Here is a 25,250-nt window from a genome sequence, read left to right as displayed (position 1 = left end):
CTTAATGCTTAATTTCACAATCAGACGACTGGTGCTGGCCGTTCCAACGCTGCTGTTCATCAGCCTCGTCATCTTCCTGCTCCTCGAACTCGCACCCGGCGATCCGATGGCGCAGGTTCCGCTCACCGTTCCCCCCGAAGTCAAAGAGAAGATGCGCGAGGCGCTCGGCCTTGGCCAGCCGATGCATATCCGGTTCTGGAAATGGATCGTGCAATTCTTCTGGATCGAACCGCAGGTTCTGATCGACCACATCTTCGGCACCAGTTTTTCCGCAGGCGACCTGCGCGTGATATCTTGGCAGACCCGCTCGCCCGTCATGGACATCGTCGTTCAGCGTATCCCGCAGACCCTGTGGGTTGTCGGCACCGCCTATGTTGTCGCCATCCTGATCGCGCTGCCCATCGGCATCTATTCGGCCTATCGCCAGTATTCCTGGTTCGACCAGATGGGCACCTTCGTGTCGATGGTCGGCTTCTCGGTCCCTCCGTTTTTCTCGGGCGTTCTGGTGATCGTGATCTTTTCAGTCCAGTTGGGCTGGTTCCCGTCGATCTATGACACCACGCATGTGGTCAACAGCTGGGACAGCTTCGTCGTGCAGCTGAAGCAGATGATCATGCCGGTCATGGTTTTGGCGTTGCAGATCACCGCACAGCTCAGCCGTTTCATGCGCGCCTCGATGCTGGACAATCTCAACCAGGATTACGTCCGCACCGCCCGCGCCAAGGGGCTCAGCGAATACACCGTGGTCATGGTCCACGTTCTGCGGAACTCGATGATCCCCGTGGTCACGGTCATTGCACTGGGCATTCCGGCCATCTTCGGCGGCGCCATCATCACCGAGCAGGTTTTCAAGGTGAATGGTATCGGCCAGTTGCTGATCGGAGCCATTCAGGCCAACGACCTGCCGATGGTGCAAACCCTGACCTTCATCTTTGCCGTGCTGATCGTGCTGTTCAACCTGATCGCCGACGTCCTGTATGGCATTCTGGACCCGAGGATTCGCTATGACTGATCACGACAAATCAGACACGCTGATCCCCGACGAAGGTCTGGCCCCGGCATCCACCGCGCTGCCAACCGCTGATGTGATGGAGGAACTCACGACCCCGCCGCGCAGCCAATGGCGCGACGTCTGGGATCAGTTCAAGACGCACAAGGGCGCCATGGTGGGTGCGGTGCTGTTTATCCTGATCGTGGCGGGCGTCTATCTGGGCCCCTATCTCTGGAGCATTGATCCAACGCAGATCGATATCCGGGCCCGCAATCAGGGGCCAAGCTGGGCGCATCCTTTCGGCACCGACCAACTGGGCCGGGATATTCTGGCGCGCATGATGTCGGGCGGTCAAACCTCGGTATCGGTGGGCATCACCGCGATGCTGCTGGCACTGTTCCTGGGATCGTTCATCGGTGTTCTGGCCGGGTTCTTCAAACGGCTGGATGGTCCGCTCATGCGTCTGACAGACCTGTTTCTGGCCCTGCCCCTGCTGCCCTTGTTGCTGGTCATGATGCTGCTGTTCCGCGAGCCCCTGTCGGCCGCGTTCGGGCTGGAGCGCGGGATCTTCATCCTGATCGTCTGCGCCATCGGTATCACCTCGTGGATGCCCACGGCGCGGATCGTACGGGGTGACGTGCTGGCCATCAAAGAGCGTGAATTCGTTCTGGCGGCCCGGTCCATCGGCACCAGCAACACTCAGATCATCACGCGGCATATCCTGCCGAACGTGTTGTCTCCGATCATGGTATCGGCGACGCTGGGGATTGCGACGGCGATCATTACCGAAAGCGCGCTTTCCTTCCTGGGTCTGGGCTTTCCGCCCGACTTCCCGACATGGGGCCGCCTGCTGTTCGACGGAGTCGATTATCTACAGCAATACCCCGAGCGTGTGTTCTGGCCTGGTCTGGCAATCTCGCTGACTGTCCTGAGCGTCAACTATCTGGGTGACGGTCTGCGCGATGCGCTGGATCCCCGCATTCGCGGACGCTGAAACAAGTTCAGTCGGCGCGCCTCAGCGCGCCGGCCAACAGCACGATCAGAACGGCCAATGGCAACAGCACAGCGAAGGCCAGACGCAGGCCGAACACTTCGGCCAAAAAGCCGATCAACGGCGGACCGATCAACAGCCCCCCATACCCCAATGTCGCAACACTTGCGATGGCTTGCCCCGGCGGCACATTTGGATCGCTGGCCGCCCGGCTGAATGCCAGCGGCATGATCACGGCATAACCTATTCCCATCAAGGCAAAGCCGGCCAGCACGGGCAGGATCGTTGCTGTTGAAACCACCGTGAATACGCCCAAAGCCGCGCATATACCGCCGAACCGGGCGGAAACGACCGGACCGAACCGGGTGATGACAAGCGCGCCTGCAAGTCGAAACGCCACCATGGTCACTGAAAACACCGCATAGCCCAAGGCAGCGACGCTTTCGGACGCCCCCGCAATGTCACGCAGATATATCGCGCTCCAGTCCGCGACGGCCCCTTCGCCCAATGCCCCGCACAAGGCGGCTATGCCAACCAGTATCAACGCCCCGGATGGCAAGGCGAAAACCGTACTCTGAGGCCCTTGGGATTGGCGCGAAGTCCAGCTTACCCAGGATGACGCAAGCGCAAGGCCAACAACCACGCCACCCGCCAACAGGAAGTGCACAAGAACCGTCAGCCCCATCTGAACCGCGACATACCCGCTGAGCGCGCCAAGTCCGGCCCCAAGGCTCCACATTGCGTGGAACGAGGACATAACGGGTTTGTCATATGCCTGCTCTACCTCGGCGGCCCATGCATTCATTGCAACATCCATCGACCCGTGAAAGGCGCCAAAGACAAAAAGGAACACTGCCAGCCCCCAAAGCCCATCAGCCATGGCAAGCAGGATCAGCGACCCCGTGTACAGAACCGCAATGATCCGGGTGATTGCAACTGCGCCGAATCGATCCGTAAGCCGCCCGGTTATCGGGAAAGAGCAGACAGCCCCCGCAGCCATGAACAACAGGCCATATCCAAGCGCCTCATGGGACAGTTCCAAGCGGTCACGTATGGCGGGAATGCGCGACGCCCAGATTCCGAACAGGGCACCATTCAGAATGAACATGGCGGCGACAGAGCGCCATGCTGCAACTATGCTTATCATTCCAAGCCCTCGCTCTGCTTGCCCAATGCCGCTGTTCTACAGGTCAGACGAACATTGGCAATTGCTGCTCAACCGAGCCGTTTGCGAATGCGTCGCACCGAGTACCACACCCCGGCGACAACCGGGATCGTAACCGCTGCCGTCAGCATGCCCTTGCTGATGCCAGAGGCCGTCAGCGGATAAAAAAGATAGCTGACCAGCGAAACCGCGTAATAGCTGATGGCAACCACGGAAAGCCCCTCGACCGTATGTTGCAAGCGCAGTGCCAGATCAGCCCGACGGTCCATGCTTTCCAGCAACGCCTGGTTTTGTGCGCTGCGTTCCACATCCACTCTTGTCCGCAGCAACTCACCCGCGCGGATCGCCCGATCAGACAAGGCCTGAAGCCGGCGTTCCGTGGATTTCACGGTGCGAATTGCAGGGTCATATCGGCGCATCATGAAGTCAGCGAAATTCTGACCACCCTCGAAACGTTCTTCTCGCAACACTTCGATCCGCTGGTTGACGATGGCCTCATACGCCCCCGTAGCTCCGAAACGGAAAGAACACCGGGCCGACAATGTCTCGAGCTCGATCGACGTTGCCAGCAAATCCTGTAACAGCGCGTCAGGCTGCGCCGAGTTGCCGGTCATCTGCCCCATCAATCGGGTGAGTTGCCCGTCCAGCTCTCCGATACGCGGCATCAGCTGCTTGACGCGCGCAAAACCCAGCATCGACATCGCCTTATACGTTTCTATTTCGCAAAGACGCTGAATAATCCGTCCCGTCCGGCGCCGTCCGGTGCCCTCGGCCACGAACAAGGCAAAGCGCATGTGACCTGCCGGATCGATCCGAAAATCACTGGCACAAACCGCTGCATCGTCCAACACCCTGGACACGGCCAGGCTTTCCGGCTCGAACCAATCCAGCAGTTTCGACTTCACCAAGTCGTCACTGTCGCGTTCAACGACGCGCATCAATACTGACGTAACCCTTTGGCCAGGACTGGCCATCAACCAATCGGGCGGAAAGACCTCAAAGTCAGCCGGATCAAAGGCGCGATCACTCACATTCTGCGCGATCGCCGTGTAGGTCACGAATTCGGTATGCTGCTCCCACTTCAACCAATGGCGGCCAATCTGGCCCGCGTAATGCGTGGCGTCCGGCCGAGGGTGCTGCGCGCCGTGGCGATCCAGCAGGTCGATCAAGTGAGCCAAATCCGCACGTCGATCGCGCGCCACGGCGGCCTCGGACTTTTTGATCGCAAGAAAGACCACCGTACAGGGCATTGACGCGACCGGAAACGGTCGAGCATGCAGTTCATTTGCCAGCGCATAGCGAAGGGGATGGTCGTCTATCGGTGTCATGTGTGGCTCCGCCTCGTCACGCGCACTATACGGCACATAATTGATACATCAATTCTCTTTTTATTTCATATACTTACAGGGATACAACGGTATACAACCCTGCTATCTCATTGATTTGGCTGCCACAGCTCGATGGGATTGCCTTCGGGATCATGGATGCGGGCAAATTTTCCTACTTCGCTGTCCCAGTCAGGATTGGTTTCCACCGTGATTCCAGCCTGCTCAAGCTGCGCCGTCAGCGCGCCCAAGTCATCGACACGAAAATTGATCATCCACTGCTGATCGGCCCGTCCGAAATATTCGGTGTCCTCCGCGAATGGCGCAAAGACCGTATAGCCTTCACGCTGCTTCCAGGGCACGGGGTCATAATGATTGACGCCCAGGTGCTTCTCATACCAGGCGCTCAGCGCTTTCGGGTCGCGGGCGCGAAAGAACACTCCGCCAATACCATTCACTTTCTCCATCCTCGACCTCCTGCCATCTGTGCCGCCCCCCAGACTACCACACTCCGCCTGCTTCATCTGGCTGGAAATATCCTGGGGGTTTGGGGGCAACGCCCCCATGCACACTCAAAACGAAAAGGGCGCCCAAAGGCGCCCTTTGCAATCTGATCAAACGCGACGATCAATCGATCATCGGCAGCAGCTTGTCCAGCGATTCCTTGGCGTCGCCATAGAACATGCGGGTGTTCTCTTTGAAGAACAGCGGGTTTTCGATGCCGGAATACCCAGTGCCCTGACCACGTTTCGAGACAAACACCTGCTTGGCTTTCCAGCATTCCAGAACCGGCATTCCGGCGATCGGGCTGTTGGGATCTTCCTGCGCCGCCGGGTTCACGATGTCGTTCGAACCGATGACGATGGCCACATCGGTGTCCGGAAAGTCGTCGTTGATCTCGTCCATTTCCAGAACGATATCATACGGCACCTTCGCTTCGGCCAGCAAAACGTTCATGTGGCCCGGCAAGCGGCCCGCCACGGGGTGGATTGCGAAACGAACGTTCTTGCCCTTGGCCCGCAGCTTGCGCACCAGTTCGGAAACCGATTGCTGCGCCTGTGCCACGGCCATCCCATAGCCCGGAATGATGATCACGCTGTCCGCGTCGTTCAAAGCCGCAGCAACGCCATCAGCCTCGATAGCGATCTGTTCGCCTTCAACGGCCATCTGTTCGCCCTGCGGGCCACCAAAACCGCCAAGGATCACGCTGACAAAATGGCGGTTCATCGCCTTGCACATGATGTAGGACAGGATCGCACCCGACGAGCCCACCAGCGCACCGACCACGATCAACAGGTCGTTGCCCAGCGAGAAACCGATCGCCGCAGCCGCCCAGCCCGAATAGCTGTTCAGCATCGACACCACCACCGGCATGTCGGCGCCGCCGATACCCATGATCAGGTGATAGCCGATGAACAGCGCCGCCAGCGTCATCAGGATCAGCGGGAACAGACCGCCTGTCGATGTGTACCAGAACAGGCAGATCAGCGAGAGACCCGCCGCCGCCGCGTTCAGCGCATGGCCACCGGGCAGCTTTGTCGCTGCCGAGGTCACCTTGCCCGCCAACTTGCCATAAGCTACGACCGACCCGGTAAAGGTGATCGCACCGATGAAGATGCCCAGGAACAGTTCCACGTGCAGGATTGCCAGTTCAGCCGGGGTTTTCTTGGCAATCAGCTTGGCAAAAGACCCCAGATCGGACAGATCCGCCTGGCTGGCACTGTCCGCAATGGCCATGACCTGTGCCACGTTGCCGATCTCGAAATGCGCGTTGAAGCCAACGAACACGGCCGCAAGACCGACCAGCGAGTGCATCGCCGCAACAAGCTGCGGCATCTCGGTCATCTGGACGCGCTGCGCAACATATTGGCCGATGAAACCACCGCCCGCAATCAGCAGCAGCGACAGAAGCCACAGACCCGAGCCCGGGCCAACCAGCGTGGCGAATACCGCCAGCGCCATACCGACGATGCCATACCAGACCGCGCGCTTGGCGCTTTCCTGGTTCGACAGGCCGCCGAGCGAAAGGATGAAAAGGACAGCCGCAACAACATAGGCGGCAGTGGTGAAGCCATAATCCATGTGCCCGGCCTCCTTAAGATTTCTGGAACATGGCGAGCATGCGCCGGGTTACGAGGAAACCGCCGAAGATGTTGATCCCGGCCATGAAAACGGACAGTGCCGCCAGCAGAATGACCAGGAACGACCCCGATCCGATCTGCATCAAAGCCCCGACGATGATGATCGACGAGATCGCGTTGGTGATCGCCATCAGCGGAGTGTGCAGGCTGTGTGCGACGTTCCAGATCACCTGGAAGCCCACAAAGATGGCCAGCACGAAGACGATGAAGTGCTGCATGAAACTGGCCGGAGCGATCAGCCCCACCAGCAGCATGAGCGCGCCCCCGACACCCAGCAGGGTGAACTGCTGCTTGGTCTGCGCCTTGAAGGCCGCGATTTCCTGCGCCTTCTTTTCTTCCGGGGTCAGTTCCTTGACCTCGGGCTTTTTCTGCGCCGCGATCGCCTGCACCTTGGGTGGCGGCGGCGGGAAGGTGATCTCACCCTCATAGGTCACGGTCGCGCCGCGGATCACGTCATCTTCCATGTCGTGGTTGATCTGACCGTCCTTTTCAGGCGTCAGATCGGTCATCATGTGACGGATGTTTGTCGCGTACAAAGACGAAGACTGCGCCGCCATCCGGCTGGGGAAGTCGGTATAGCCGATGATGGTCACGCCGTTGGGCGTCACGACCTTTTCGTCCGGCAAGGTGCCTTCAACGTTTCCGCCGCGCTCGGCCGCAAGGTCAACGATGACCGAGCCCGGCTTCATTGCCTTGACCATGTCTTCCAGCCACAGCTTGGGCGCCGGACGGTTGGGGATCAGCGCCGTCGTGATGACAATGTCCATTTCCGGGGCCAGCTCTCGGAACTTGGCCAGCTGCGCATTGCGGAACTCTTCTGACTGGACGGACGCATACCCACCGGTGGACGCACCATCCTGCTGTTCTTCTTCGAAGTCCAGATAGACGAACTCTGCCCCCATCGATTCGACCTGCTCGGCCACTTCCGGGCGCACATCGAACGCGTAGGTGATTGCACCCAGCGAGGTTGAAGTGCCAATCGCGGCAAGCCCGGCAACACCGGCCCCGACGATCAGAACCTTCGCAGGCGGCACCTTGCCAGCCGCAGTCACCTGACCGGTGAAGAAACGGCCAAAGTTGTTGCCGGCTTCGATCACGGCGCGGTAGCCGGCAATGTTGGCCATCGACGACAACGCGTCCATCTTCTGCGCCCGGGAAATACGCGGCACCATTTCCATGGCGATCACATTTGCGCCCTTGGACTTGGCAAGTTCCATTCCTTCTTCGTTTCCGGCAGGATTGAAGAAGGAAATCAGCGTCTTGCCCTTGGTCAGACGCTTCAGTTCCGTCTCGGTCGGGATACGAACCTTGGCGATGATATCTGCGGCCTTCCACAGCGATGCCGCGGTCTTGACAACCTCAACGCCCACAGCCTCATACGCCGCGTCCGAAAAACCGGCGGCAGCACCTGCGCCTTTTTCGATCAGGCACTCATAGCCCAGTTTTTGCAGTTGCACGGCCGAGTCCGGTGTCATCGCGACCCGGTTCTCGCCGTCCAGTATTTCCTTTGGCGTGCCTATCTTCACTGGCAGTCCCCCTAATTCTTACTCGGTCTGAGCGGGTGATCGGTATTCTTTGTTAAGCAAAGATGTATCCTGCGCAACATTATTTCGCAAGCGCAGCATTTTTGACGTGATGTCATTGCGGACTCCACCCTAAATCCAGCGCCGTGTCTTGCGTTCGTAACGCGCGAAGTCGGCGCGAAAGGTACGACGCAGGCGGTCTTCTTCCGGCAGGATGAAGCGACGCTCCAACACCGAGACGAAGACTGGCACAACAACCAGGGACAGGACGGCATCAAACCGAAGGATAAGACCCGCAAGAATCAGAACGTCGCCCACATAGATCGGATTGCGACTGCGCTTGTAGATACCGGATTGCACCATCGATGACGGGGTTTCATGCGGGATGACGGTTGTCTTGTGACGGCGGAATTCGACCACCGCCAGAACAGCCATCAGGATTCCACCTCCGATCAACACCCCGCTCAGAAGATCCGTCAAACCACCCTCAAGCGACAGACCCAGCTTCAGATACTTGGCCTGCAACCAGGCAAGAGCTGCAAAAGCAATCAACCAAACCGGCGGAACGTCCATCCAGCGCATGCAAAGCCCTCATTGAATGACGACAAGATCAAGCACATGTCGCTTCTGCGCGATGTCCTACCGCTTTTGAGCCAAAATGGCAAAAGACCAGTATGTCGCATCGCATGGACTCATTATCGCGGATCGACTACCTCAATAGCAATCACCGACGTTCACACGAGTTAGCGAGCCTTCATGACTGATTTTGCGGCAACCAAAGCCATGTTCGACCTGCCAGAGGGCGTCATCTATCTGGATGGCAACTCTCTGGGCCCCCTGCCGAAATCAGCCGGTGCCCGAGTGCAACGGATGCTGACCGACGAATGGGGCCAGATGCTGATCACCGGATGGAACAAGGCTGGTTGGATGGGCCTGCCCACCGCGCTTGGTGACCGGATTGGCCGCCTGATCGGAGCAGAGCCCGGCAGTGTGGTGACCGGAGACACCTTGTCGATCAAGGTCTATCAGGCCGTGGCCTCGGCCCTTGAACTGAATCCGGATCGCAGAGTGGTTCTGTCCGACAACGGCAACTTTCCTTCGGACCTGTATATGGCGGATGGCTTGCTGCGCTCGCTTGGGGACGCGTATGAGTTGCGCGTCGTTGATCCCGAAGCCGTGGCCGGCGCAATCACCGAAGAGGTCGCTGTTCTTATGTTGACTGAGGTGGATTACCGCTCGGGTCGGATGCACGACATGAGGGCGCTGACCGAACTGGCGCATGCCAACGGTGTGGTAACGGTCTGGGATCTGGCCCATTCCGCGGGGGCCATCCCCGTGGACCTTTCAGGGTGCAACGCCGATTTCGCGGTCGGGTGTACGTACAAATACCTCAACGGCGGCCCCGGCGCGCCAGCCTTCATCTATGTCGCGCCAAGGTTGGCGGAACGCACCCGCCCCGCCCTGTCCGGATGGCTGGGGCACGAAGCGCCGTTTGCCTTCGATCTCGACTACCGCCCCGGCAGCGGCATTGAACGGATGCGGGTGGGAACGCCGCCCATCATCCAGATGACGGCCTTGTCGGCTGCGATGGACATCTGGGATCTGGCGGACATGGCCGACGTCCGGGCCAAATCGATTGAACTGACCGAGCTTTTCATAGAACGCGTCGAGGCAACCTGCCCGGATCTGCAACTGGCCAGCCCCCGTGATCCGCAGCAGCGTGGCAGCCAGATCTCGTTCCGTTTCAAGGAAGGGTATGCCGCCATGCAGGCCCTGATCGCCCGTGGCGTGATCGGAGATTTTCGAGCACCCGACATAATGCGGTTCGGCTTTACACCTTTGTATATCGACGAAGGCGATGTCGAACGCGCCGTCGGGATTATGGCCGATATCATGCAGAACCGCCTGTGGGACACGCCCGAATACAGGATCCGTCAGCGCGTTACCTGACTTCGAGTCCGGCGCCGAAAAGGGCCGCGACCTGTGCGACCTGCTGTTCATAGACCTCCGCGCCGGCGCCAATCAGCTTCAGCCCCTTGAGCGTGGCCGTGATCGTCCGACCGATCTCTGCCGCGTCAGCCAGCAGGCGAACCCGGCCCGCCTTTTCCTGTTGCGTCAGCCAGTCCGCATAGAGCGCGGCCAGCTCGGCCTCACCCGCCGCGATGATTTCCCCAGATAGGGATTTTGTGTTGTCGAGCATTTCAAGCCCGTGGGGCGAGGCCAGAATTTTTGCCATCCCCTCGGTCTGCGCCTGAATTGCGCGGGTCAGAACCTCGGGCACGGACCCTTGCGTCGCCAGCGCTTCGGCCACCGCAACACTCTTTTCGGCATAGTACAGCTCGGTCAGCTTGCTGACGATCGCCTCTTTGTTCTTGTAATGCAGATACACCGCCGGCCGAGACATCCCCGCGCCGCGCGCGATATCGTCCATCGAGGTCTTTCGGTATCCATAAGTGGAAAACGCCTGAAACGCCGAGTTCAGGATCGCCTGTTGCCGTGAGCCGTCACCATTATCTTTCATATCCGAAGCCCTGACATTTTTTGTCGAATTTGTCAATTGACATCCTGACACTTTCATACAATTATGTCAGAAACCAGCCACAGCAACACGAGGTGCGCCATGGCGACGACCCTGAAGATCAACGGCAAGCAACATCAGGTGGATCTGCCTGATGACGTCCCCCTGCTTTGGGTTCTGCGGGATGAGGTCGGGCTGACCGGCACCAAGTTCGGCTGCGGCGTGGCCGCATGCGGGGCCTGCACCGTGCATATCGATGGCGAGGCCGTGCGCTCGTGTCAGGTGGCGCTGTCGGATGTCTGGGGTGACGTGACCACGATCGAAGGGCTCGGCTCGCCGGACGCGCTGGCCACGATCCAACAGGCCTGGATTGATCATCAGGTCGCGCAGTGCGGATACTGCCAGTCCGGCCAGATCATGCAGGCCGCGGCATTGCTGGCGGAAAACCCGGACCCCACTGACGCAGACATCGACGAAGCGATGCAGGGCAACCTGTGCCGCTGCGGCACCTATCCCCTTATCCGCGCAGCAATCCATGACGCGGCATCCAAGCTGAAGGAGGCGTAAGCAATGGCTTCCGTTGGAAAAATCCTCCGCCGTACGTTCCTGATCGGCTCTGCCGCGATCGTTGGCGGCGTGGCCTTCGGGGCCTATTACGTGACCCGCCCCGCAGCCAACCCCTTGAAACCCCGCGAAGGAGAGGCAGCACTGAACCCGTTTGTGCTGATTGACCAGAACGGCGTCACCTTGTTCGCGCCCCGCGCGGAAATGGGTCAGGGGGTCCGAACCACATGGGCCGCGCTGATCGCCGAGGAACTGGATGTCGATCTGGATCAGATCACCGTTCTGCATGGTCCTGCTGCGGCGGCCTATTACAATTCGGCCCTTGTGGGCGAAGGGTTGCCGAACAAGGGATACGATATCTCGAATTTCCAGCACAATCTGGGCGAGGCACTGGGTGTTCTGGGCAAGACGCTCAGCCTGCAAGTCACCGGTGGCTCGACCTCGATGAAAGATGGGTTCGACCGGATGCGGCAAGCCGGTGCTTCGGCCCGTGAAACACTCAAACGCGCTGCCGCAGACCGGTTGGGCGTCGATCCTTCGGATCTGAAAACGGCGTCAGGCCATGTCATTGCCCCCAACGGCGACAAGATCGCCTATTCAATGCTTGCCGAGGATGCCGCCGGGCTGGAACCGGTTGAGGTACCGTTGCGAGACCCGTCTGAATGGCGCTATCTGGGCCGAAGCCAACCGCGTCTCGACATGGTGGGAAAGGCGACGGGCACCGCTGAATTCGGCGTCGATGTCCGCCTGCCCGGCATGAAATTCGCCAGCGTGCGAATGAACCCCAAACTGGGCGGCGCGATGAACGGCTTTGACGATAGCGCCGCAAGATCCATGCCCGGGGTTGAGAAGGTCGTCGATCTGGGCACAGGCGTGGCCGTGATCGCAAGCAACACATGGTTGGCCAACCAGGCAGTCGAGGCCATTGATGTCGATTGGGGCGACGCGCCCTATCCGCCGGAAACCGAAGAGATCTTTGCCAGGATCGCCGAGGCGTTTGACGACGCACCGAACTCGACCATGCGCGACGACGGCGATGTCAGCGCAAGCCCGGAGAACGCCACTGAAATCACCGCCGAGTATCGCGTGCCCTATCTGGCCCATGCAACGATGGAGCCAATGAATGCCACCGCGCTCTACACGGGAAATGCGTTGGAACTCTGGTGCGGCAACCAGGCCCCCACACTTATTCAGTTCCGCGTCGCCAACACTGCCGGTCTGGATACCGAAGCCGTCCAAATCCACACCACCTATCTGGGTGGCGGGTTTGGTCGCAGGGGCGAACTGGATTTCGGCGAAATCGCAACCAAGGTTGCCATGGCCATGCCCGGCACACCGGTTCAGACGACCTGGAGCCGCGAAGAGGACATGCGTCACGACTATTTCCGCCCCGGCGCCATCGCCCGGATGCGCGGCGCGGTTCAGGACGGCAAAGCCGTGCTCATTGACGGGAAGGTCGCGGCCCAATCTCCGACCCAACAGGCGGTCGAGCGCTACACCGGGTTCCCCGGCGGCGGCCCTGACAAGGTGCTGGTCGAAGGTTTCTTCAACCAGCCCTACGCGGTACCGAATTACCGCATGAGCGGCCACATTGCTGATTTGGCTGTTCCCGTGGGGTTTTGGCGCTCGGTCGGCAACAGCCATAACGGCTTTTTTCATGAGACATTCATGGATGAGATGGCTCATGCCGCAGGCCGTGACCCGCTGGAGTTCCGGCTGGACCTGATGAAGAACGAACACGCGCCGTCGGCGGGATGTTTGGAAGCCGTGAAGGAAATGTCACGCTGGACGGGTCAGACGACCGAAGGCGTCGGTCGGGGCGTGGCCTTCACATACAGCTTCGGCACCCCGGTGGCCCAGGTCATCGAAGTGGTCGACGAAGACGGCACCATCCGCATCAGCAAGGCCTGGATTGCCTGCGACATGGGGCTGGCGCTGGACCCGGAAAACGTCAAGGCACAGATGTTCGGCGGCATGATGTACGGCCTGTCTGCCGCATGTTTCGGCGAGATCACCTTTGCGGAAGGCGAAGTCGAGCAGTTCAACTTCCCCGACTATGACGCGATGCGGATGCACACAGCCCCGCAGGTCGAGGTGCGCGTGCTGGAAACCAATCGGCATATGGGCGGTGCGGGCGAGCCCGGAACACCGCCTTCGATGCCGGCACTTGGCAATGCGCTATTCGACCTGACGGGCAAGCGCGCACGTTCCCTTCCGCTGATCAATCAGTTCAACCTATTGACCTGAACGTCTTGGCGCCGCCTTTTGACTTGAGGCGGCGCTTTCCTTTTTCGCCCCTTGAGGATCAGAAGCTGACAGAAAGAAAAATGGACGCTTCGGTCGTGTCCAGATCATCTTCGAACAAACTCAGATATCCCAGTGTCGCCTCGACAAAAACGGCCTCACTCGCGCGCGCGCGCACCCCCACGCGCGAGGCCCAAGTCAAGTCGGTCTGCGATCCAGCGCCTAATCCAACATTTTCACGGTCGAACCAATAGGTCGCGCTCAGCGTCGCAAACGGAGACACGATCGATCGCGAAGTGACAAATGGCCTGCTGATTTCCAACTCTGGTGTTAAGGCGCTGTAACTCGCTGAAGCAACTTCGCCAACTATGTTGACCGGAACACCTGCCACGGTGCCGCTCAGATCATAGTCTTCTGCGCTGTAGTTGTAATAGTCATAGGCAATCGACGGACGTAACAGGAAATTCCCGGCCTCGTACTGACCGATCGCCTCCAGATTGGCTCGCCACCGGGTCCGGTCGAAATCGCCACTTAACCCCAGCACGTTCACATCCGTCGAAAACTCGCCGAAGGTCGCCAGTCCATTCAGCACCCATCTCTCGGACATGCGCCAGGCAAAATAGGGGCCCGCAGCAAGCCCTTTAGTGTCTTGTCTGAATTGACCCTGAAACCCTTCGACATCAAGGTTTTCATATTCAACCTGAAATCCAACGACCAAGTCCGGCCTGACAAGCCTGTCGAACCCCGCCGCAAAATAGTTGTCATTTATGTCGACTTCTCTGACCCCGCGCGTGTCTTCGATTTCGGTATAGGTGAAATCTGTCCATACATTCCATGTGGACGGCGGCGCGAGATCTCGGCCTTCGGTCAAAGGAGGGCCCACAATAGGAGCAGTAACAGAGGGATCACATAATGCCGCGTCAAGTTTACCCGTCGCTGCGTCAACACACTCAACACCGACAGCGTATGCCCCGTCAGCAGCACTTTGTGGTCGAGTACGAGGTATAGCGGCCGCAGTTCCACCTCCGGCAATACCACCACCAGAGCCACCAGAACCACCTCCACCACCGGAGCCACCTGAACTTCCACCGCCGCCAAAGCCGCCACCGGAGCCGCCTGAGCCCCCTCCACCGCCAAAGCCGCCGCCAGAGCCGCCTGAACCGCCTCCGCCGCCAAAACCGCCGCCAGAGCCACCTGAGCCACCTCCACCGCCAAAGCCGCCACCAGAGCCACCGGAACCGCCACCACCGCCAAAGCCGCCGCCAGAGCCACCGGAACCGCCACCACCGCCAAAGCCGCCGCCAGAGCCACCTGAACCGCCTCCGCCACCACCTCCACCGGGCAAGCTCCAGTTTCTCTGTTGGTTTTGCGTATCGATCAGGCAATCCTTGCCATTTGGTGCTCCACCGATTTCGAACAATCGGTGCACTCCACCATTTCCGTTTGAGACAAAGGGTGAAAAGCTTAGATGAACGCCTCTGCTAGACTTGTTCCACGTGTCCACCGTTGTGTTGCCTTGCGCGGCTTCCAAACGAAAACCGCCTTGCTCAGTCGCAGACAACCAAACGGAGGATGCTGAATCACGCGTGCGTCCGATGTAGAGCAACTCACCTAAAGAACCACACTGCTGCGCCATCACTTCAGCTGCGAAACCGGAAGTTGCCAAAAATGTCGCTGCGAGAAACCTAACTGAACACAATCGCCTTTGGGTTGATCCTTGCATATCTCAATCTCGCACCGTTTCGTGGCATCGGGGGCAAGCATTCAGACCTGCTGGCGGATAAACAAGGGTATTGGGCTCGTCTCATAAACAAATATTCGAATGTTGCGATTCAGAGACGGGGAATCGAGGGCAGCCCGCTGGCGCCGGTCAAGCAGATTGCCTTAGCCTTGCAGAACGATTGCTACAATTCCAGTTTCTAACCGCATCACCGAAGGCTTCGAACAGGGGGCGCGAGACCGGGTCATTGATCGCATCCCATTCCGGGTGCCATTGAACCGACAAGGTAAAGCCGGGCGCATCCTTGATATAGATCGCCTCGGGCGTCCCGTCCGGTGCATGGCCATCAATGACCACGCGCTGCCCAATCGTTTTGATGCCCTGACCGTGCAAGGTGTTGGTCATGACCTCGGTTGCGCCGAACAGTTTGTGGAAAACGCCGCCGTTTTCCAGTGTCACCACATGGCGCAGAGCAAACTTTTCCTCCAAGGTTCCATCGGGCGGCATCCGGTGGTTCATCCGCCCCGGCAGATCGCGGATCTCGGGATAAAGCGTTCCGCCCATGGCAACGTTAACTTCCTGAAACCCCCGGCAGATGCCCAAAAACGGCTGCCCCCTTTCAACGCAGGCGCGAACCAACGGCAGAGTTATGGCGTCGCGTGCCCGGTCGAATTCGCCATGTGCATCGGTTGCAGGTTCCCCGTATTCTTCCGGGTGCACGTTCGGGCGACCGCCTGTCAGCAGAAAGCCGTCACAGACCTCCAGCAACTCACCGACCGACACGTAACGCGGATCTGCGGGTATCAACAACGGAAGACATCCTGACACATTGGCCACGGCATCCGAATTCATCGTTCCCCCAGCATGTGTGGGGTATTGATCGTTCATGAGGTACGAGTTGCCGATGATACCGACGACAGGCCGAGACATTCCGCTTTCCCTGCTGTTGTTGTGCCTGTCAAGGAAGCTAGCGGCAGCGGTTTTAACGTGCAAGAATACACGCCCTGCATGAAAGCGCAGGGACGTGTTCGAAGACGCACTGTACGTTCTGATCCGCTCTTATTAATTGGAAACATTTTCCAAAATGCAGCCAAGCGAAGGATAATTTCCCCGCTTGGCCGGAAAGACGTGTAAATACAACGTTCTTGTCAAATCTCGCCGATCAGGCCGGCTGCCTCGATTCCCGCCATTGCGGCCAGCGCATCATTGTCTGATGTGTCTCCGGTAACCCCGACGGCGCCGATCACGGCCCCCTTGCGATCACGCAACAACACGCCACCCGGAACAGGCACGACCTGACCACCATAGACGCCATTAACAGAGGCCATGAAATAGGCTTGTGTTTCGGCGCGTTGCATCTGCGCGGTGCCCGCCATTCCCAGCATGACCGACCCATAGGCCTTGCCCTGCGCAATCCCGAACCGGCCCGGTGCTGCACCATCCTCGCGCTCGAACGCAATAACATGCCCACCGGCGTCCAGAACCACGACGGAGAGCGGCTTCAACTCCATCTCTCGGCCCTTTTCCAGGGTTTTTCGGATGATGGTGCGGGCCTTGCGTAGGGAAACTGACATCTGAAGGTCCTCTCGTCAGATTGAAGTTCGACAAAGCCCGCAAACGATCAGTCTGTGGCCTTTTGTCGGTGTTATCTTTGGCTGGCTTTCAATTCCAGACGGCGCGCATGCAGGACCGGCTCGGTATAGCCCGAGGGCTGAACCCGGCCCTTGAACACCAGATCGCATGCGGCCTGAAAGGCGATACCGTCAAATCCCGGCGCCATCGGTGTGTAATTCGGATCGTCTTCATTCTGGCGATCCACGACAGCGGCCATCTTTTGCAGTGCGGCCATGACCTGAGCTTCATCCACGATGCTGTGATGCAGCCAGTTGGCCAGTGCCTGCGACGAAATCCGGCACGTCGCGCGGTCTTCCATCAGGCCGACATCGTTGATGTCGGGCACCTTGGAACAGCCCACGCCCTGATCGACCCAACGCACGACATAGCCGAGGATACCCTGCGCATTGTTTTCAAGTTCACGCGTGATTTCCTCGTCACTCAGATTGCGCCCAGCCAGCAAGGGGATGGTCAACAGATCCTTCAACGTACCACGTGCGCCGCCTGCGGCCAGCTCGTCCTGACGGGCCAGCACATCGACCTTGTGGTAATGCGTTGCGTGCAGGGTCGCGGCCGTGGGCGACGGCACCCAGGCACATGTCGCTCCAGCCATCGGGTGGCCGATCTTGGCCTCAAGCATATCGCCCATGCGATCCGGCATGGCCCACATGCCCTTGCCGATCTGCGCCTTGCCCTTCAAGCCACAGGCCAAACCAATATCGACATTGCGATCTTCATAGGCCGCAATCCATGGCGTATTCTTGATGTCGCCCTTGGGCAGCATCGGACCGGCCTCCATCGAGGTATGAATTTCATCGCCTGTCCTGTCCAAGAAACCCGTATTGATAAAGGCGACCCGTGATTTTGCGGCGCGAATGCATTCTTTGAGGTTGACCGAGGTGCGGCGTTCCTCATCCATGATGCCCAGTTTCACCGTGTTGCGCGGCAGGCCCAGAATGTCTTCGACCATGTCGAATATCTCGACCGAGAACGCGACTTCCTCGGGTCCGTGCATCTTGGGCTTCACCACATAGACAGAGCCCTCGACAGAATTGCCCCCGTCTTGCTTCAGGTCGTGCATGGCGATCAGGGTGGTGCACAGAGCATCCATAAGGCCTTCGCCGATCTCGCGCCCTTCTGCGTCAAGCACGGCCGGGTTGGTCATCAGGTGACCCACGTTGCGCACCAGCATCAGTGACCGGCCTTTCAGCCTGGCCTGATCACCCGACGGAGTGGTAAAGCTCAGGTCCTCGGCCAGTTTCCGAGTGAACGTTGTGCCGCCCTTGGTGACCTCTTCGGTCAGGTCGCCTTTCATGAGGCCCAACCAGTTGCCATAGGCCACGACCTTGTCGGCAGCATCGACGCAGGCAACCGAATCTTCGCAATCCATGATGGTGGACAGCGCGGATTCCAGCCGGACATCCGCGATGCCCGCGGGATCGGTCGCGCCTATGTTGCTTGTGGGGTCGATCATGATCTGGATGTGCAGACCGTTGTTTTTCAACAGCACAAAATCGGGCTTGTTCGCCGAACCGCCAAACCCGGCAAATTGGGCGGGATCGCCCAGCGCAGGGGTCAGCGCACCGTCGGTGACACCCAATTCGCTGACATCCGCCCATGATCCCGACGCCAGAGGCACGGCATCATCCAGAAACGCCTTGGCCCACGCGATTACCCGCGCGCCGCGCGCCGCATCATAGCCACCGCTTGCCGGCAGATCCCCCATTGCATCCGTTCCGTAAAGCGCATCATAAAGGCTGCCCCAGCGCGCGTTGGCCGCGTTCAGGGCAAAGCGTGCATTGGTAATCGGAACAACCAGTTGCGGGCCCGGGGTCAGGGCGATCTCGGGGTCGACATTGGCCGTTTCAATCTGGAATTCGTCGCCTTCTTCGACCAGATACCCGATCTCTTTCAGGAAAGCCTCATATTCAGCGGCATCGGTGTTCTGCCCCTTTCGGGACATGTGCCACCCATCGATGCGGCTTTGGATCTCGGCCCGTTTGGCCAACAGCTCACGGTTTTTCGGCCCCAGTTCGTTCACCATCCGCGCCATGCCGGCCCAGAACTTCTGCGAAGAGACGCCCGTGCCCGGCAGCGCCTGCGTCTCGATGAACTCAGCCAAAACCGGATCGATCTGCAGTCCGCTCAGGGTCTGTCTGTCCGTCATATTCCTGCTCTCCTGCAATTGTGCGCCATTGTATGCACTGTGACTTAGGCGGAAAGTTTCCGATAGGCAACTTTCATCCCGTCATTTGGGGCATTCGCTTCGGCTTGAAGCTGTTTCAAAAACCTCAAGGCAATGGCAGGGCCGGTTGCAGCGCCGGAACGAAGCCCCTAACGTCGCGCCAGTCCCGAACGATACGAGGCCCAAGATGCGCGACGCTGCCCCTACCACGATCTACCTGAAAGACTACACACCGTTTGGCTATCTGGTGGACAGCGTGCACCTGACCTTTGATCTGGACGCGCACGCCACGCGCGTCACCTCGCGCATTGCGTTCCGGCCCAATCCTGACGCCACTGACCGCACATTCTTTCTGCACGGGGAAGAACTGAAACTGATCCGCGCCGCCATTGACGGGGCCGAGATCACGCCAGACGTGACCGACAAGGGGCTAACCGCAGATGTCCCGGACGCACCGTTCCTGTGGGAAGCCGAGGTTGAAATCGACCCCGGCAACAACACTGCGCTGGAAGGTCTGTACATGTCGAACGGCATGTACTGCACCCAGTGCGAGGCCGAGGGGTTCCGCAAGATCACCTTCTATCCCGACCGGCCCGACGTGATATCCACCTTCACCGTTCGGATCAATGGCGACCTGCCGGTTCTGCTGTCGAACGGCAACCCGTCGGGCAAGGGCGATGGCTGGGCGGAATGGGTCGATCCATGGCCCAAACCCGCCTATCTGTTCGCTCTGGTCGCCGGAGACCTGATCGCACATCCCGGTCAGTTCACCACCAGGTCAGGTCGCACCGTCGAACTGAACCTCTGGGTCCGTCCCGGAGACGAGGGGAAATGCGCATTCGGCATGGAGGCGTTGAAGAAGTCGATGAAATGGGACGAGGACGTCTATGGCCGTGAATACGATCTGGACGTCTTCAACATCGTGGCCGTCGATGACTTCAACATGGGCGCGATGGAAAACAAGGGGCTGAACATCTTCAACTCGTCGGCCGTTCTGGCCAGCCCCGAAACTTCGACCGACGCCAATTTCGAACGGATCGAGGCGATCATTGCGCATGAGTATTTCCACAACTGGACCGGCAACCGCATCACCTGCCGCGACTGGTTCCAGCTGTGCCTCAAGGAAGGTCTGACAGTATTCCGGGATGCGCAATTCACCTCGGACATGCGCTCGGCCCCGGTGAAGCGCATCCACGATGCCATAGACCTGCGTGCCCGACAGTTCCCCGAGGACAACGGTCCGTTGTCGCATCCAGTGCGCCCCGAAAGCTTTCAGGAGATCAACAACTTCTACACCGCCACCGTCTATGAGAAGGGCGCCGAGGTCATCGGCATGCTGAAACGGTTGGTCGGGGATGCGGCCTATGCCAAGGCGCTTGATCTGTATTTTGAACGCCATGACGGTCAGGCCTGCACGATCGAGGACTGGCTGAAGGTTTTCGAAGACACCACCGGGCGCGATCTGACACAATTCAAACGTTGGTACAGCCAGTCGGGCACTCCGCGCATCAGGGTTCAGGAAGACTGGGCCGACGGCACCTATACGCTTACGCTGAAACAGCGAACCGATCCCACGCCGGGACAGGAGGAGAAACTGCCTCAGGTCATCCCGGTTGCAGTCGGCCTGCTTGGGCCCAACGGCGATGAGGTTCGCGCGACCGAAGTGCTGGAACTGACGCAGGCCGAACAGAGCTTTGCGTTCACTGGCCTGGCGGCGAAACCCACAGCATCGATCCTGCGCGATTTCTCGGCACCTGTCATTCTGGAACATGACCAGTCGAACGCGGAACGCGCGTTTCTACTGGCGCATGACACGGACCCGTTCAACCGTTGGCAGGCAGGACGGGATCTGGCGCAGGACACCCTGATGCGGATGATCCTTCAGGATGCGGTACCGGATACCGATTACCTTGACGGATTGTTGACTGTGCTGCGCAATGACGAACTGGACCCGGCCTATCGTGCGTTGATGCTGGGATTGCCGACACAATCGGAATTGGCAGCGGCCCTGCATGACCGTGGCCACACGCCCGACCCCATGGCGATCTGGGCCGCGGTGGAAACGTTCCGGCAGGCAACAGCCCAGACCGTACAGGATTTGCTGCCCCGCCTGCACAGTGAGGCTTTGGTGGACGGCCCCTACAGCCCGGACGCCGAGCAGTCCGGCAAACGGGCACTTGGCAGCGCTGCGCTGGCACTGACCTCTCGTCTTGACGGCGGGGCGATGGCGGCCGAGGAGTACGACAAGGCAGACAACATGACATTGCAACTGACGGCGCTGTCTTGCCTTTTACGCGCCCGCAAGGGCGAGGCGCAGCTGGATGCCTTCTCCGACCAGTGGCAGCACGACCGGCTGGTCATGGACAAGTGGTTTGGCCTGCAAGTCGCGATGGCAGCGCCCGAAGCGACGCCCGCAATTGCCGCGACCCTGACCGAGCATGCGGATTTCAACTGGAAAAACCCGAACAGGTTCCGCGCCGTCATGGGGGCCTTGGCGATGAACCACGCAGGGTTCCACCAACCGGATGGCGCCGGATACGCCCTGCTGGCCGACTGGCTGATCCGTCTGGACCCGGTGAACCCACAGACCACGGCCCGAATGTGCTCGGCGTTCCAGACCTGGAAACGGTATGATCCGGATCGTCAGGCCCTGATGCGTGCGCAGCTTTCCCGCATCGCGGAAACACCGAACCTGTCGCGGGACACGACCGAAATGGTGTCCCGCATCCTCGGCGCATGACGCCTTACAGCTTCGCCCGCAGCAACCGGAGTTTGCGAACGCTGGCCATCCTGGCCGGTGTTTATGCGGCGTTGCTGGCGCTGGTTGTCCTGTTTGACGCGGCCTGGTGGATCGCTGGGCTGCTGTCCCTGGCCACCCTGCCCGCACTTTGGGACGTGGTTCAGAACACCCGCGCGGGCATGCAATTGGATCAGGATGCACTGAGCTGGTTCACGGGGAACCGGCAGGCAGAGGTCGCGCTGCGCGACATCGACCATTTCCGCTTTGACACCCGTTGGGATTTCTCGGTTCGAGTGTCGATTGTTTTGCATTCCGGCAAACGAATCCGTCTGCCGGATGAGTCGCTTCCGGCGCATCTGGATTTGGAAATCCTTCTGAAACAAGCCGGAATTCGCGTGGAACGGCATCATTTCACCGTTTTCTGAAACACTGGACCATTGAAGGGTGAATTGGACACTAAAAAGGAAAATTATTCGGCAATTTACTTGATTTGAACCCGATATCCCGCCAGACTTCGGTGTCAGTTATCAGTTTTTTCAGTTTTGAGTTTCGCCATGTTTCGGTCGCTAAGGGCACTGTTCGCCCCATCCACAGCCAGTCCTACAAATGCTTCAGCAGACCTGTGCGCGACGAAATCCGCGCTTGCGGCCGCCTTGCCCGAGCAGGGTCAGCTCAATATTCCCGTTGCAAAACCCGGGGGCGATGATCTGATCGGACATTCCACGATCGCACATGGCCGCTATCTCGCCCGGCAGGACCGCTGGGCAGAGCTGTCGCAGGAAATGCGCGTGGCTGATCAGGATCGCGCCGCCGTTGCAGATGGTATGCCGGTGGCAGATCTGCTGGCCTTCGGTGCCAGATCGGACGTTGTTCTGGCCGCTGAACATGCGCTCTCGGATGGCGCGGCCATCTCGGATTACGACCTGTTGGGTGGCATCTCGGAACTTGAAGGCGAGATGGCGGACAACCCTGATGACCCGATGATCGCCACCGTCGTTGCCCTTGCCCATATCGATTTGGCGTGGGCATGGCGCGGAACGGCCTCGGACGCGACGCTGCCACCTTTACACCGGTCACGCTGCGCCGCGCATTTCGACCGGGCCGCAGCAATCCTGCCCAAATGCAGAAAGGATGCTCCCGACAGCCCCCTGATTGCAGCGACCGGATGTGCGCTGCTGGCTGGTCAGCGCAAATCCAACGCGCGGGTGGCCGAAGAATACGAACGGCTGATCACGCTGGATCCATGCAATCAGCGCCACATGCGCGCGATGGGCAGCCACCTTCTGCCCCGGTGGTTCGGCAGCTACGAAGAGCTGGAGCTGCAAGCCTTGCGTACAGCCGCCAGGACACAGGATATCTGGGGCGCGGGCGGATACACATGGGTTCAGTTCGACGCCATCGCATTGGACGAAGAGGCCTGTGCCCGCGTCGATATCGAGTATTTCCTTGAAGGTCTGCGCGATATCCTGCGCCTGCGACCCGATCAGCAGATGATCAACATGCTGTCATCCTACTGCGCGATCACCGTCCAGAACGGATTTGGCCTGAACGATCAGGCCGACCTTGTCCGTTCGCAGATGCGCGACACGGCAAACCGGCTTATCCGCGATCACCTGACGGAATTGCACCCGTTGATCTGGGCGCATGCGGCCAACGGTTTCAACAATTCCGTCCGCATAAACTCTCCCGAACGATTTGCAGCGCGCGGTCAGCGCGATGCCTTGCGCGCCATCTCGGATCTGTTCCGGGAAGAACTGCGCAGCGGTATGGATGTGACATTCACACCGTCGGGCCTGCGGTTTTCCCAGAACTGAACACGACAGGATTCCCCCTTGCCCCTAGGCCCTCCCGGGCCTAATACGCAGGCTTAGACTTCTGCGGAAATGAGGCGCGCCATGCTCGATCTGACATACGAAATGCCCAAACCCAAAACCATTGCCGGGGCCAAGCACGATTGGGAACTGGTGATCGGGATGGAGGTGCATGCTCAGGTCTCATCCAATGCCAAGCTGTTTTCGGGTGCATCCACCCAATTCGGGGCCGAGCCGAATTCAAACGTGGCCTTCGTGGACGCGGCGATGCCGGGGATGCTGCCGGTGATCAATGAATACTGCGTGGAACAGGCAGTGCGCACCGGACTGGGCCTGAAGGCGGATATCAATCTGAAATCGGCCTTTGACCGCAAGAATTACTTCTACCCCGACCTGCCGCAAGGGTATCAGATTTCCCAGCTGTATCACCCCATCGTGGGCGAAGGCGAAGTGCTGGTCGAACTGGGCGACGGCACCGCGCGCAAGGTGCGGATCGAGCGTATTCACATGGAGCAGGACGCGGGCAAGTCGATTCACGACATGGATCCGCATATGTCCTTCGTCGACCTGAACCGCACCGGCGTCTGCCTGATGGAGATCGTCAGCCGCCCCGACATTCGCGGGCCGGAAGAGGCCGCGGCCTATATCGCCAAGCTGCGTCAGATCATGCGTTACCTGGGCACCTGCGACGGCAACATGCAGAACGGCAACCTGCGGGCCGATGTGAACGTCTCGATCTGTTTGCCCGGCGCCTATGAGAAGTATCAGGAAACACAGGATTTTTCGCATCTGGGCACGCGCTGCGAGATCAAGAACATGAACTCGATGCGCTTCATCCAGCAGGCGATTGAAGTCGAAGCCCGCCGCCAGATCGCCATCGTCGAAGGGGGTGGTGAGGTCGAACAGGAAACCCGCCTGTATGACCCGGACAAGGGTGAGACCCGCTCGATGCGGTCCAAGGAAGAGGCGCATGATTATCGTTACTTCCCCGACCCTGATCTGCTGCCGCTGGAAATCGAACAAGCGTGGGTCGATGACATCGCCGCGAAGCTGCCTGAACTGCCCGACGAGAAAAAAGCACGTTTTATCAGCGCGTTTGGCCTGACCGACTATGACGCATCGGTTCTGACCGCCGAGGTGGAATCTGCCGCGTATTTCGAAGAAGTCGCCAAGGGTCGCAACGGCAAACTGGCTGCGAACTGGGTGATCAACGAACTGTTCGGCCGTCTTAAAAAAGAAGACCACGACATCACCGACTCGCCGGTTTCCCCGGCACAGTTGGGTGGGATCATCGATCTGATCTCGTCGGATGCCATTTCGGGCAAGATCGCCAAAGACCTGTTCGAAATCGTCTATACCGAAGGCGGTGATCCCGCGCAGATCGTTGAAGACCGCGGCATGAAGCAAGTGACCGATACCGGCGCCATCGAAGCTGCTCTGGATGAAATCATCGCTGCCAACCCGGCACAGGTTGAAAAGGCCAAAGTGAACCCGAAACTGGCGGGTTGGTTCGTGGGCCAGGTCATGAAGGCGACCGGAGGCAAGGCGAACCCGAAGGCCGTGAACGAATTGGTCAGCAAAAAGCTGGGCTCGTAACCCGATTGATGTGTACAGGTCTGCCAACGGCTACGGTTGGACTTGTATACATCGTATTCTCACGAAATCTTAAGACTTGGGGTCAAGCCATCGGCTTGACTTCCCCCTGTTCGCGTCCTTTC

Annotated in this window: 21 protein-coding genes; 9 read left to right on the top strand and 12 right to left on the bottom strand. The window is 59.4% G+C overall.

The genetic code is table 11. The features are described from left to right. Nucleotides 1-4 precede the first annotated feature (4 nt). Complete coding sequence (locus GS612_RS03870; protein ID WP_171114986.1) at nucleotides 5-1,012, top strand: ABC transporter permease; 1,008 nt, start codon at nucleotides 5-7, stop codon at nucleotides 1,010-1,012. Next, the gene (locus GS612_RS03865) at nucleotides 1,005-1,985 is read left to right on the top strand and encodes an ABC transporter permease (RefSeq protein WP_152458617.1); all 981 of its coding nucleotides are present in this window, start codon (nucleotides 1,005-1,007) and stop codon (nucleotides 1,983-1,985) included. The genes GS612_RS03870 and GS612_RS03865 overlap by 8 nt, the downstream gene beginning before the upstream one ends. A gap of 7 nt (nucleotides 1,986-1,992) precedes the next feature. On the opposite strand, the gene GS612_RS03860 is transcribed toward GS612_RS03865, so the two are convergent. The 6 genes from GS612_RS03860 to GS612_RS03835 form a co-directional block, all read right to left on the bottom strand. Then, a complete protein-coding gene (locus tag GS612_RS03860; protein ID WP_171639136.1) occupies nucleotides 1,993-3,129 on the bottom strand; it encodes an MFS transporter in 1,137 nt (378 codons plus the stop codon). A gap of 68 nt (nucleotides 3,130-3,197) precedes the next feature. Further along, nucleotides 3,198-4,475 carry a DUF3422 family protein gene (locus tag GS612_RS03855; RefSeq protein WP_171639135.1) on the bottom strand — a complete coding sequence of 426 codons (1,278 nt, stop codon included), beginning with the start codon at nucleotides 4,473-4,475 and terminating at the stop codon, nucleotides 3,198-3,200. Between the two features lie 107 nt (nucleotides 4,476-4,582). Further along, nucleotides 4,583-4,939, bottom strand: a complete 357-nt coding sequence (locus GS612_RS03850) for a VOC family protein (RefSeq protein WP_171639134.1) — start codon at nucleotides 4,937-4,939, stop codon at nucleotides 4,583-4,585. A 160-nt stretch (nucleotides 4,940-5,099) separates the two neighbouring features. Then, nucleotides 5,100-6,554, bottom strand: a complete 1,455-nt coding sequence (locus GS612_RS03845) for an NAD(P)(+) transhydrogenase (Re/Si-specific) subunit beta (protein WP_171639133.1) — start codon at nucleotides 6,552-6,554, stop codon at nucleotides 5,100-5,102. A 13-nt stretch (nucleotides 6,555-6,567) separates the two neighbouring features. Then, nucleotides 6,568-8,139 carry a Re/Si-specific NAD(P)(+) transhydrogenase subunit alpha gene (locus tag GS612_RS03840; RefSeq protein ID WP_171639132.1) on the bottom strand — a complete coding sequence of 524 codons (1,572 nt, stop codon included), beginning with the start codon at nucleotides 8,137-8,139 and terminating at the stop codon, nucleotides 6,568-6,570. A gap of 129 nt (nucleotides 8,140-8,268) precedes the next feature. Continuing rightward, a complete protein-coding gene (locus GS612_RS03835; protein WP_171639131.1) occupies nucleotides 8,269-8,718 on the bottom strand; it encodes an isoprenylcysteine carboxylmethyltransferase family protein in 450 nt (149 codons plus the stop codon). A gap of 174 nt (nucleotides 8,719-8,892) precedes the next feature. Between GS612_RS03835 and kynU the strand changes: the two genes are divergently transcribed. After that, nucleotides 8,893-10,086, top strand: coding sequence for a kynureninase (kynU, locus tag GS612_RS03830; RefSeq protein ID WP_171639130.1), 1,194 nt, complete (start codon nucleotides 8,893-8,895; stop codon nucleotides 10,084-10,086). Here kynU and GS612_RS03825 read toward each other — a convergent pair. After that, nucleotides 10,079-10,657, bottom strand: coding sequence for a TetR/AcrR family transcriptional regulator (locus GS612_RS03825; RefSeq protein WP_171639129.1), 579 nt, complete (start codon nucleotides 10,655-10,657; stop codon nucleotides 10,079-10,081). The two genes, kynU and GS612_RS03825, sit on opposite strands and share 8 nt — an antisense overlap. A gap of 99 nt (nucleotides 10,658-10,756) precedes the next feature. Here GS612_RS03825 and GS612_RS03820 point away from each other — a divergent pair, with 99 nt between their 5' ends. Both GS612_RS03820 and GS612_RS03815 read left to right on the top strand, forming a co-directional pair. Further along, nucleotides 10,757-11,221 carry a (2Fe-2S)-binding protein gene (locus GS612_RS03820; RefSeq protein ID WP_152458626.1) on the top strand — a complete coding sequence of 155 codons (465 nt, stop codon included), beginning with the start codon at nucleotides 10,757-10,759 and terminating at the stop codon, nucleotides 11,219-11,221. A 3-nt stretch (nucleotides 11,222-11,224) separates the two neighbouring features. Further along, the gene (locus GS612_RS03815) at nucleotides 11,225-13,465 is read left to right on the top strand and encodes a xanthine dehydrogenase family protein molybdopterin-binding subunit (protein ID WP_171639128.1); all 2,241 of its coding nucleotides are present in this window, start codon (nucleotides 11,225-11,227) and stop codon (nucleotides 13,463-13,465) included. A 58-nt stretch (nucleotides 13,466-13,523) separates the two neighbouring features. Here GS612_RS03815 and GS612_RS03810 read toward each other — a convergent pair whose 3' ends face one another. The 5 genes from GS612_RS03810 to GS612_RS03790 all read right to left on the bottom strand — a co-directional run bounded on the left by GS612_RS03810 (nucleotide 13,524) and on the right by GS612_RS03790 (nucleotide 18,963). Further along, nucleotides 13,524-14,333, bottom strand: coding sequence for an autotransporter outer membrane beta-barrel domain-containing protein (locus GS612_RS03810; RefSeq protein WP_171227924.1), 810 nt, complete (start codon nucleotides 14,331-14,333; stop codon nucleotides 13,524-13,526). Next, nucleotides 14,330-14,800, bottom strand: a complete 471-nt coding sequence (locus tag GS612_RS03805) for a hypothetical protein (protein WP_171639127.1) — start codon at nucleotides 14,798-14,800, stop codon at nucleotides 14,330-14,332. The genes GS612_RS03810 and GS612_RS03805 overlap by 4 nt, the downstream gene beginning before the upstream one ends. Nucleotides 14,801-15,332: 532 nt before the next feature. Next, complete coding sequence (locus tag GS612_RS03800) at nucleotides 15,333-16,112, bottom strand: gamma-glutamyl-gamma-aminobutyrate hydrolase family protein (protein WP_171639126.1); 780 nt, start codon at nucleotides 16,110-16,112, stop codon at nucleotides 15,333-15,335. Between the two features lie 218 nt (nucleotides 16,113-16,330). After that, nucleotides 16,331-16,756, bottom strand: coding sequence for a heme-binding protein (locus tag GS612_RS03795; protein WP_152458631.1), 426 nt, complete (start codon nucleotides 16,754-16,756; stop codon nucleotides 16,331-16,333). A gap of 71 nt (nucleotides 16,757-16,827) precedes the next feature. Next, nucleotides 16,828-18,963 (bottom strand): malate synthase G, encoded by a 2,136-nt coding sequence (locus GS612_RS03790; RefSeq protein ID WP_171639125.1) that lies wholly within the window; start codon nucleotides 18,961-18,963, stop codon nucleotides 16,828-16,830. Nucleotides 18,964-19,168: 205 nt separating this feature from the next. Between GS612_RS03790 and pepN the strand changes: the two genes are divergently transcribed. The 4 genes from pepN to gatB all read left to right on the top strand — a co-directional run bounded on the left by pepN (nucleotide 19,169) and on the right by gatB (nucleotide 25,128). Continuing rightward, the gene (gene pepN, locus GS612_RS03785; protein ID WP_171639124.1) at nucleotides 19,169-21,721 is read left to right on the top strand and encodes an aminopeptidase N; all 2,553 of its coding nucleotides are present in this window, start codon (nucleotides 19,169-19,171) and stop codon (nucleotides 21,719-21,721) included. Next, nucleotides 21,718-22,146 carry a hypothetical protein gene (locus GS612_RS03780; protein ID WP_171639123.1) on the top strand — a complete coding sequence of 143 codons (429 nt, stop codon included), beginning with the start codon at nucleotides 21,718-21,720 and terminating at the stop codon, nucleotides 22,144-22,146. Before pepN ends, GS612_RS03780 begins: the two co-directional genes overlap by 4 nt. A 129-nt stretch (nucleotides 22,147-22,275) precedes the next feature. Then, nucleotides 22,276-23,535, top strand: coding sequence for a hypothetical protein (locus GS612_RS03775; protein ID WP_253286092.1), 1,260 nt, complete (start codon nucleotides 22,276-22,278; stop codon nucleotides 23,533-23,535). A gap of 81 nt (nucleotides 23,536-23,616) precedes the next feature. Then, nucleotides 23,617-25,128 carry an Asp-tRNA(Asn)/Glu-tRNA(Gln) amidotransferase subunit GatB gene (gatB, locus tag GS612_RS03770; protein ID WP_171639122.1) on the top strand — a complete coding sequence of 504 codons (1,512 nt, stop codon included), beginning with the start codon at nucleotides 23,617-23,619 and terminating at the stop codon, nucleotides 25,126-25,128. Nucleotides 25,129-25,250 lie beyond the last annotated feature (122 nt).

It is taken from the genome of Ruegeria sp. HKCCD6157, from assembly GCF_013110685.1.
GTDB lineage: Bacteria > Pseudomonadota > Alphaproteobacteria > Rhodobacterales > Rhodobacteraceae > Ruegeria.
This window is presented reverse-complemented; position numbering and strand designations above follow the sequence as displayed.